This is a genomic window from Kitasatospora sp. NPDC059973, from assembly GCF_042737525.1.
In the GTDB taxonomy this organism is placed as follows: domain Bacteria; phylum Actinomycetota; class Actinomycetes; order Streptomycetales; family Streptomycetaceae; genus Kitasatospora.
Genome location: NZ_JBHWUI010000233.1, coordinates 1 through 9840 on the forward strand (window position 1 = coordinate 1; position 9840 = coordinate 9840).

Here is a 9840-nt window from a genome sequence, read left to right on the forward strand (position 1 = left end):
GCCGCGCCCGGCGCCGGCGGAGCGGTCGGGGCGGCGGGGACGGCGTCCGGGGCGGGCGCCGCGTCCGGCTCCGCGGGCCGGACCGCCGGGAACTTCTGGAGCGAGGCGACGTCCGGCCGGTCCTCGGACCGCTCGGCCGTGCCGTCGGTGGCCGGTGCGGGGCCGTGCCCGGCGGCGTGCCGGGGGTGGCCGGACCGGCCGCCGGCGTGGGTGCCGGTGTGGCGCGGGTCGGCGGCGTGGTGGACCCGGCCGTGACCGGTCCGGTCGTCGTTGCCCTGGCCGTTCTCGCTGCGGTGCTGCTCGATGCGGGTCATCGTCTCCTCCTCGGACTGACGTCGTACGGATGCGTCCGGACCGGCCCGGATACGTACGGCGGCCGTACGGGCCGGTGTCGTACGGGCCGGTTGTGTACAGGTCGGCGCTGTACAAGTGCTGTGCGGATACGGATGCGGGTGCGCTGTGCGGGTGGGGTACGGACGGGGGCGGTCAGTGGCGGGCGAGCGCGCCGGTGCGCTCCTCGTGGAGCAGTTCCACGATCAGGTCGCGGACGGCGATCACGGAGCAGCGCAGTTCCTCGCTGTCCGCGCCCGGGTTGTCCAGGGCCCGGCGGGCGTCGCGGTAGGCGGGCAGCCGCGCCGCGTGGTCGACGGAGAGGACCTCCGGACGGCCCTCGCCCGGGTAGCCCATGTCGGTCAGCAGGGAGTCCAGCAGTCGCGCCGTACGGACGGCGGACTGGCGCGGGTCCTCGACGAACAGGGCTTGCAGGCCGCGCAGTTCGGCCAGGTACCGGTCGCGGTCGGCGGCCTCGACCGGGACGGTCTTCACCCGGCGGCGCAGCGCCAGCCGGTCGGTGAGGTCGTGCTCGGCCGCCCGGACGTCGCCCTCGTGGACCAGGACGGTGCGGTCGTACTCCGGCCCGAACCGTGCGCGCAGTCGGTGCGAGCGCAGCCGGGGGGCCAGGACGGCGAAGAGCGCGGCCGCCGCGATGACCGCGACAATGACGATCTGAAGAGGATCCATCTCCGCTCCTTTCGGCGGCGGGCCGCCGGTGCGGCCGCCGGGCCCTCGCTTTGCCCGTCCGGCGCCCGGCAAACCCCCCTGAACGACGCGCGGCTGTCCCGCCGTCGCCCGAGCGACCGTCAGATGCCCGTCCAAGCGCGGTGCCGGTACGGTTCCCGGGTACCCGACCGACCGCGCCCCGGCGGCAGCCAGAAAGGCCACGGACCCATGCGCTTCCTCGTGGAGGAGACCTCTGACGGCGTCTCGGAACGCCGCTTCACCGTCGGCGACGTCCCCGGTGTGCTCTGGACGCCCACCGGTGCCGTCGGTGGCCGCCCGCTGGTGCTGCTGGGCCACGGCGGTGGCGGCCACAGCCGGACGCCGGTCCTGGCGGCCACGCGGGTGTGCCCGCGGCGGAGCTGGAGAGCGCGGCGCGGTTCCTGGAACGGCACCTGCGCGCACCCGTGGCGCCGGGGCTCCCGGCCGGCTCCGTATTCTGAAGCGCCGCCGGGCAGGCCGGAGCCGTACGAGAGGGATGACGATGGAACAGCAGCAGTCCGAGCGGGGGCTCGTCGTGGTGAGCGAGAGCGGCGTCGGCCGTTACGGCCAGCAGGTCCGGGCCGGCCGCCACGAGCTGGCGGCCGACGAGCCGGGGCCGGTGGGCGCCGACAGCGGGCCGAACCCCTACGACCTGCTGCTGGCCGCGCTCGGCAGCTGCACCTCGATGACGGTGCGGATGTACGCGGAGCGCAAGGGCTGGCCGCTGGAGAAGGTCACCGTCGCGCTGCGGCACGAGCGGGTGCACGCCGAGGACTGCGCGGAGTGCGAGAGCGGGCACGGGCTGGTCGACCGGATCACCCGGGAGATCCGGCTGGACGGCGCCCTCGACGCCGAGCAGCGCCGGCGGCTGCTGGACATCGCGGAGAAGTGCCCGGTGCACCGGACGCTGACCGCCGGCGTCGTGGTCAGCACCACGGAGGTGCCGCCGGAGGCCGCCGCCCGGGGCTGAGGGCCGTCACGACTGCCGCTGGCCGGCCAGGTCGACCTCGCCCCGGACCAGGGCGCCGGCCTGGTCCGGCGTCAGCGGGCGGGCGAAGAGGTAGCCCTGGCCGAGCGGGCAGCCCATGGCGGCGAGCAGGTCGCGCTGCTCGGTGTTCTCGATGCCCTCGGCGATGACCTGGACGCCCAGCGTGTCGGCGATCCGGGTGATGCCCTCGACCAGCGCGTACTGCTGCTGCGACATCCCGAGCCCGTCGATGAAGGACTTGTCGATCTTCAGGATCGAGATCGGGAACTCCCGCAGGTAGGAGAGCGAGGAGTAGCCGGTGCCGAAGTCGTCGATCGCGATGCCGACGCCCAGCTCCTCGCTCAGCGTGCGCATGTCGGTGTGCACGCGCTCGTCGCGCCGCATCAGCACCGACTCGGTCAGCTCCAGCACCAGCGCCTCGGGGGCGATCCCGGAGGCCCGTACCGCGGCGCGCACGATGTCGACGAAGCCGGCGTCCCGGAACTGCCGGGCGGACACGTTCACGTTGACCCGCAGGGGTGGCCGGCCGGTGGCGCGGCGGCGGTCGGCGGTCAGCCGCTGCCAGCCGGCGGCCTCGTGCGCGGCGCGCTCCAGGACCCAGGCGCCGAGCGGCACGATCTGGCCGCTCTCCTCGGCGAGCGCGATGAACTCGTCGGGCAGGACCATCCCGCGCCGGTCGTGCGGCCAGCGGACCAGTGCCTCGAAGGCGACCAGCTCGCCCGTCGCCAGGTCGACGATCGGCTGGTAGTAGAGCTTGAACGCGGACTCGGCGATCGCGACGTCCAGGTTCTCGTTCAGCTCGTGCCGCTCCACCAGCCCGGCCTGCAGGGCGGGCTGGTAGTGGCACCACTGGCGCTTGCCGGCCGCCTTCGCCGAGTACAGCGCCAGGTCGGCGTGGGTGAGCAGCTCCGCCGAGTCCACGCTGTCCTCGGTGGTCGCCACCCCGATGCTCGCCGTCACCCGGACGGCGCCCGCGCTCAGCTTGAACGGTTCGACGAAGGCGGCCAGCACGCTGTCCGCGATCGCGCCGACGTCCGCGGGGCGCACCGCGTCCTCCACCAGCACCGCGAACTCGTCGCCGCCGAGCCGGGCCGCCGTGTCGGAGGTGCGCAGCGCGGTGGAGACCCGCAGCGACACGGCGACCAGCAGCTCGTCGCCGACCGCGTGGCCCTGGGTGTCGTTGACCACCTTGAAGTCGTCCAGGTCGATGAAGAGCACGCCGGTGACCGCCCCGCTGCGCTCGCCCCGGGAGAGCGCGTGGCCGACCCGGTCCTGGAAGAGCACCCGGTTGGCCAGGCCGGTCAGGGAGTCGTGGAAGGCCCGGTGGGTGAGCTCGCGCTCCATCTGCCGCTGCTCGGTGACGTCGCGCAGGGTGAGCACCAGGCCGCCGACGGTCGGATCCCCGCGCAGGTCGTTGCAGCGCACCTCGGCCTCGATCGGGGTGCGGTCCTGGCGCAGCAGGCGCCAGTGCTCGCGCTGCTGCTCGCGGCTGTCGCCGGTGCGGACCCCGCCGTCCGGGCCGCGCATCCGGGCCAGCGCGCTGCCGACGGCACGGCTGTCCTCGGGCGGGACGAGGTCCGTGATCAGGACGCCGTCCAGGTCGGCGTAGCCGAGGACGCGTTCGGCGGAGGACGAGGCGTAGCGGACGCCGTCGTCGGCGTTGAGGATCAGGATGACGTCGCTGGCGCTCTGCACCAGGGTGCGGAAGTAGGCCTCGCTGTTGCGGCGGTTGATCTCCTGGCTCAGCATGACGCGCTCGACGGCCAGCGCGGCCTGGGCGGCCAGGATCTCCAGCGAGCTCCAGAGGCTGGTCAGCTCCTGCTCGGTGCCGGTCACGATGAGGGCGCCGATCAGCGGGTCGCCGGAGGGGCGCTCGGCCAGGGTGAGCGGGCAGAGCAGTGCGCAGGGCATGCCGTCGAAGCGGACGGCGAGATCGGTGCCGATGTCCTCGACGGGGAGTAAACGGGTATTCCGGACGGCTGCCAGGGCGAGCACCTCGTCCGAGTCGGAGCCGTCGTGCAGGTGGTGCTGGGCGGGGCCGCGCTCGGCGTGCCGGATGTGCAGGACACCGGCCTCGCTGACCGCGAGCAGGGCGACGTGCCCGCGCTCGGTGGGCATCAGGGTGGAGGCGGCCCCCTGGACGGCGTCGGCCACCTCCTCGACGGTGACCGCGGCGGTGAGCGAGGCGCCGGCCTCGCGCAGCACGCGCTCCCGGGCGATGGCCTCGCGCCGGGCGCTCACCACGAGCGCGAGGCGCGCCAGCACCAGCAGGAAGAGCAGCGCGGAGAAGGCGCCGATCACCCCGGCGTTGTGGGTGTTGCCGTTGATCGACTCGACGATCAGGATGGTCGGCGCGACCAGCGAGGCGGCGGCGAGCAGGGCGAGCCGGCCCCGCCCGAGATCGACCTGCTGGGTGGGGACCGGTTTGGTGAGCTCGACCATCGAGGGATGCAGGGCGGCCGCGCCCCAGGCGGTGTAGAAGGCCGCCCAGCCGAGGTCGACCGGACTCCCGATGCGCCAGTTGCCGTGCAGCACGATGAGCCCGTACAGGATGTCGGAGATCAGCAGGCCGACCGTGCCGACGGTGAGCAGTTGGAGCGCGCGGCTGCCGCCGCCGCGTGGCACCAGCAGGCGCAGCAGCAGCGCGAGGACCACCACGTCGCCCAGCGGGTAGGCGATCGAGACGGCCTTCTGGAACCAGCTGAGGTCCGGGTTCCGCGCGTACGGGAGGATCAGGTAGATCCAGGCGAGCAGGGCCAGGCCCATGGTCAGGATGAGGGCGTCCAGCAGGCTGGCGCGGTCCTGGTGGGCCGTGCGCCAGCGGATGAAGCCGAGCACGCCGGCCGCGTAGAGCAGGTACTCGGCGAGGTAGAAGCCGTCGGCGACGGAGGGGAAGGGGCTGCCCAGGTGCAGGAACTGCATCTGGATGACCTGGACGACCTCGCCGGCGGTGAAACTGAGGTTGGCGAGGGCGAGCAGGTACCAGAACAGCCGGTGCGCCGGGCGGTTGAGGTGGACACCCACCACGATGGCCGCTACGCCGCCGAGGCCGATGCCGGTCCACCAGATGATCCGCTGGGTCGGGTTGCTGTAGTAGATGCAGGTGAACAGCACCATCCACGACAGGTAACAGACCATCAGGCGTTGTCGCCGACGTGTCAAGGACGCTACCTCCTCCGCGACATCACTGCGCCGGTCCGGCGGTGACTTCGGGCGAGGACGGGACCTGCCGGGGCAGGTCCGGGGGTTGTGCTCGGGGTTGTGCTCGGGTTCCCCGAAAGGTGTACTCGGGTACGACCGTAGGCCCTGTCGGGGGAGTCCGCTCGGGGGTGCCCGCGATTTCCGGGCAGCGGCCCCGCCCGTCCGGGGGCTTTCGGCCGGACGTTCGGAACGGTCCTTCGGTGCGTATAGTCGGAAATGTCGCACCTCCCAGCATTCTGCCGCCACACCACGAGGTCAAGCCGGTGGACGATGCAGTCGACAGCGCACAGGGCGCGCGCCCGGATGTGAATTCCGGGCGCCACGCCGTGGTGCGGAACGAAGACGGTCAGTACGCGATCTGGCCCGGTGACTTCACCGTGCCGGGGGGCTGGCGCACGGTGTTCGGGCCGGCCGGTCTCGCGGACTGCCGGGCCCATGTCGAGCGCGAATGGCGCTGGGCCGGGCTCGGGCTCCCCGGGCCCGGCGGCGCCGGCCGGGGCCCGGCCCGGGCCGGGTTCTCGGACACCGTGCACGGACTGTTCCGGGCCCGGGCCGCCCACGACCCGGACGCGGTCGCCCTGCTCGCCGAGGACGGCGAGCTGAGCTACCGCGAGCTCGACCTGCGCAGTGACCGGCTGGCCGCCGTCCTGCGGGCCCGGGGCGTCGGGCCGGAGCGGGTGGTGCCGGTCTGCCTGGAGCGCGGGGCGGCCCTGATCACGGCCTGGCTCGGCGTGCTCAAGGCCGGTGGGGCCTTCCTGCCGCTGGACCCGGCGCACCCGCAGCGGCGGCTCGCGCAGCTCGTGGTGGACTGCCGGGCGGTGGTGGTCGTAGGGGAGCACGGGCGGCACTTCGCCGGGGTCCCGGTGGTCGGCGCCGACGCGGCCGGGCCGGACGGCGACCCGGGCCCGGGCACCGCGGGGACGCCCCCGGGCAGTGCCGCGGAACGGGCCGAGGACCCGGTCGAGGACGGCGTTCCGGTGCCGGACCCGGCCGTGCCGGACGACCTGGCCTACCTGATCTACACCTCCGGCACCACCGGCACCCCCAAGGGCGTACCCGTCACCCACCGCTCACTGGTCTTCACGCTCGACCGGGTGATCAGCGCCTACGAGCTCACTCCGCGTGACCGGGTGCTGCAACTCGCCGCGCTGGGCTTCGACACCTCGCTGGAGCAGGTCTTCGCCGCGCTGCTCAGCGGCGCGACCCTCGTCCTCGGCGGCGCCCGGACCTGGGCGCCCACCGAGCTGGTGCACCGGATGCGCGAGCTCGGGCTGACCGTCGCCGACCTCACCCCCGCCTACTGGCACCACGTGCTCGCGCTGCTCCCCGAGGGCGGCCCGGCCCCCGAGGGCCTGCGGCTCGTCGTGGTCGGCGGGGACACCGTGCACACCGACGACAGCCGCGACTGCCTGGTCCGGCTGCCCGGCGTCCGGCTGGTCAACGCCTACGGGGTGACCGAGGCGGCCGTCACCTCCACGCTCTGCGAGGTCACCCCGGCGGTGCTGGGGCCGGCCGGCGGGACCGGGCTCGGCGCCGCACCCGTCCCGATCGGCAGGCCGCTGCCCGGGGTGCGGCTGCACCTGCTGGACGCCCGGCTCAGCCCGGTGCGGCCCGGCGAGAAGGGCGAGATCTACCTGGGCGGCCCCGGCCTGGCCCGCGGCTACTGGCGGGCCCCCGGGCTCACGGCGGAGGCCTTCCTGCCCGACCCCTACGCGCCCGTCCCCGGCGAGCGGATGTACCGCACCGGCGACGCCGGCCGCTGGCGGTCCGACGGACAGCTGGAGATCCTCGGCCGCTTCGACGACCAGGTGAAGGTCCGCGGCTACCGGGTGGACCCGGCCGAGGTGGAGTCGGTGCTCGCCGCCCACCCGGACGTGCGGCAGGCCCGGGTCGCCGCCGACGGCGCCGCGGACGGCACGCACGTGCTGACCGCCTACTACACGCTCGCCGACCGGGACGGCTCCGGCGCCCGGGCCCGGCGGTCCCAGATCCGCGACTACCTCGCCGAGCGGCTGCCGGACTTCATGGTCCCGGCCGACTTCGTCCTCCTCGACAGCATGCCGCTCACCGCCGCCGGCAAGATCGACCGGCGCCGGCTGCCGCGCACCGCGCCACAGCTCCAGCGGCGCGCGGGGCGCGACGGCGAGGGCGCCGTGGAGGCCCGCGGCGCCGACACCCGGGCCGACGCGCCCGACGGTGCCCGCCGCGACGCGGGGCCGCTCGTCGACGGCTCCGGGAGCGCGATCGAACCCGCGGTCGCGCACCTCTGGTCCGAGCTGCTCGGCGTCGAGGAGGTCGGACCCGCCGACGACTTCTTCGCCCTCGGCGGCAACTCGCTGCTCGCCATGGAGATGCTGGCCCGGGCCCGGATCATGTTCGGCATCGACGTCACCAGGATCCGCTTCCTCACCCGCTCGCTGCTGCGCGACGCCACCCTGCGGGCCTTCGCGACCGCCACCCAGTCCGCCCGCGCCGGCGGCAACGGCTTCGGCGAGGTGGCCGTCGACTGGACGGCCGAGGCCGAACTCGGCACCCCCGTACGCCAGTCCTGGCGCCCCGCGCCCTCGCGCGCCGAACCGGCCGAGATCCTGCTCACCGGCGCCACCGGCTTCTGCGGCGCCCACCTGCTCGCCGCCCTGCTGGACACCACCGGGGCACGTGTCCACTGCCTGGTCCGCGCCCCCGACGAGGAGCACGCGCTGGAGCGCATCCGGGCCGCCCAGCAGCGGTACCTGCGCAAGGACGTGCTGGACGGCCGGGTGGTCCCGCTGGTCGGGGACCTCGCCGAACCGCTGCTCGGGCTCTCCCAGCACCGTTTCGAGGCGCTCGCCGACAGCCTGGACGCGATCCACCACCTCGGCGGGCAGGTCAACTTCATCTACCCGTACCACCAGCTGCGCGGCCCCAACGTCGGCGGCACCCGGGAGGTCGTCCGGCTGGCCGGGCACTCGCGGGGCATCCCGGTGCACTACCTCTCCACGCTCGCCGTGCTCGCCGGCTTCGGCCCGGCGGGCGTCGGCGAGGTGACCGAACGGACGCCGCTGGCCCACCCGGACCGGCTCGCGGTCGGCTACGTGGAGAGCAAGTGGGTCGCCGAGCAGCTGCTGCACAACGCGGCGGCGGCCGGGCTGCCGGTCACCGTGCTGCGGACCAACGACGTCACCGGCGACCTCGCCACCGGGGTGATGAACACCGGGACGGAGATCTGCGCGCTGATCAAGTACATGGCCGACAGCGGGAGTTGCCCGGACGTCCGGCTGCTGCTCGACTTCGTCCCGGCCGACCGGTTCAGCCGCGCCGTCGCGCACATCGCCCGGCACGCCCCCGCGATCGGCGAGGTCTACCACATCACCTCGCCGCGCCCCGCCGTGCTCTCCGACCTCGCCGAACGGCTGCGGGCGCGCGGCCACCCGGTGGAGCAAGTCCCCTACAAGGCCTGGGTCGAGGACCTCGTCCGGTTCGCCGCCGGGCACCCCACCCACCCGATGACCCCGTTCGTGCCGCTCTTCGTGGACCGCAGCCCGGGCACCGAACTGTCCATCAGCGAGATGTACTTTCGGCCGACGTTCCCGCTCTTCGACCGGGCCAACACCGACCAGGCGCTGATGGGCAGCGGGATCGAGCTCCCGGCGGTGGACGACGCCTTACTCGACCGCTACCTGGAGCAGTTGACCGCGGAGGGCTTCCTGACACCCCCGGCGGGGGTGGTCCGGCGGTGAGCGGGGGCGGCGGCGACGCGGTGTTCGGGGACGGGGTGTTCGGGGACGGGTCGTTCGGCGACGGGGTGTTCGGGGGCCTGGACGTGCGGGGCGCGCCGGGGGACGGGCCGGTGGCGTTCGGGGGGCGGCTCGGGCCGGACGTGCTGCTGGCGGCCTACCGGCACGGGCTCTTCCCGATGCCCGCCGCCGACGACTACGCGAGTGCCTTCAACGAGGTCCGGTTCGAGGAGGCGGTGGCGGCGGGGGAGGTGGCGCTGCTGCCCGGCGCCGAGGACGACCCCTACGCGCTCGCCTGGTGGTCGCCCGACCCCCGCCCGGTGCTCGCCCCGGACGCGGTGCACGTCGGGAGCCGGCTCGCCCGGCGGTTGCGGAACGGCCGGCGGTGGTGGACCAGCGCCGACCGGGCCTTCCCGCGCGTGCTCGAAGCCTGCGCGCGGGCACGCCAACCCTCCTGGCTCGTACCGGAGCTGTGCGCCGCGCTGGTCGAACTCCAGCGGCGCGGCGCCGCCCACAGCGCCGAGGTCTGGGAGGGCGAGGAGCTGATCGGCGGGGTCTTCGGAGTCGCCGCCGGCCCGGTGCTCAGCCTGGACTCGATGTTCCACCGCCGCTCCGACGCCGGCCGGGTCGCCGTGGCCGACCTCGCCGCGCGGTTCGCCGACGCGGGCGGGCGCCTGCTGGACGCCCAGTGGGACTCGCCCCACGTCCGCGCCCTCGGCGCCACCGCCGTCCCGCGCGAGCGCTACCTCGCCGAACTCGCCGCACCGGCCGAGGTCGGTCCGCTGGCCACCGCGATGCTCCCGGCCGCCCGGCTGGGCCGGTGACCGCGGTCGCCGGCCCCGCGGCGGAGGCGGCGGAGGCGGCGCGGCGGCCGACGGCGCGGCCCCGCCCGGGAGG

The 9840-nt window shown here is 74.8% G+C and carries 5 protein-coding genes and 1 pseudogene; 3 read left to right on the plus strand and 3 right to left on the minus strand.

The genetic code is table 11. The annotated features are described in order from the left end of the window. Window positions 1-314: pseudogene (locus ACFWA9_RS36020) on the minus strand (hypothetical protein); the annotation flags it as partial. Between the two features lie 172 nt (window positions 315-486). Further along, the gene (locus ACFWA9_RS36025; protein ID WP_329490364.1) at window positions 487-1020 is read right to left on the minus strand and encodes a hypothetical protein; all 534 of its coding nucleotides are present in this window, start codon (window positions 1018-1020) and stop codon (window positions 487-489) included. Between the two features lie 520 nt (window positions 1021-1540). Between ACFWA9_RS36025 and ACFWA9_RS36030 the strand changes: the two genes are divergently transcribed. After that, window positions 1541-2008, plus strand: coding sequence for an OsmC family protein (locus ACFWA9_RS36030; RefSeq protein WP_352287520.1), 468 nt, complete (start codon window positions 1541-1543; stop codon window positions 2006-2008). Between the two features lie 6 nt (window positions 2009-2014). On the opposite strand, the gene ACFWA9_RS36035 is transcribed toward ACFWA9_RS36030, so the two are convergent. After that, complete coding sequence (locus ACFWA9_RS36035; protein WP_380393214.1) at window positions 2015-5143, minus strand: putative bifunctional diguanylate cyclase/phosphodiesterase; 3129 nt, start codon at window positions 5141-5143, stop codon at window positions 2015-2017. Window positions 5144-5532: 389 nt separating this feature from the next. On the opposite strand from ACFWA9_RS36035, the gene ACFWA9_RS36040 reads away from it, so the two are divergent. Both ACFWA9_RS36040 and ACFWA9_RS36045 read left to right on the plus strand, forming a co-directional pair. Beyond that, window positions 5533-8946: an amino acid adenylation domain-containing protein gene (locus tag ACFWA9_RS36040; protein WP_380393220.1), complete on the plus strand. Its 3414-nt coding sequence runs from the start codon at window positions 5533-5535 to the stop codon at window positions 8944-8946. Next, a complete protein-coding gene (locus tag ACFWA9_RS36045; RefSeq protein ID WP_380393217.1) occupies window positions 8943-9767 on the plus strand; it encodes a leucyl/phenylalanyl-tRNA--protein transferase in 825 nt (274 codons plus the stop codon). The genes ACFWA9_RS36040 and ACFWA9_RS36045 overlap by 4 nt, the downstream gene beginning before the upstream one ends. Window positions 9768-9840 lie beyond the last annotated feature (73 nt).

Excerpts from the sequence above, each read along its gene's own strand:
- ACFWA9_RS36025 (WP_329490364.1), bottom strand. The coding sequence starts at position 1,020 with ATGGATCCTCTTCAGATCGTCATTGTCGCGGTCATCGCGGCGGCCGCG.
- ACFWA9_RS36030 (WP_352287520.1), top strand. The coding sequence starts at position 1,541 with ATGGAACAGCAGCAGTCCGAGCGGGGGCTCGTCGTGGTGAGCGAGAGC.
- ACFWA9_RS36035 (WP_380393214.1), bottom strand. The coding sequence starts at position 5,143 with ATGGTGCTGTTCACCTGCATCTACTACAGCAACCCGACCCAGCGGATC.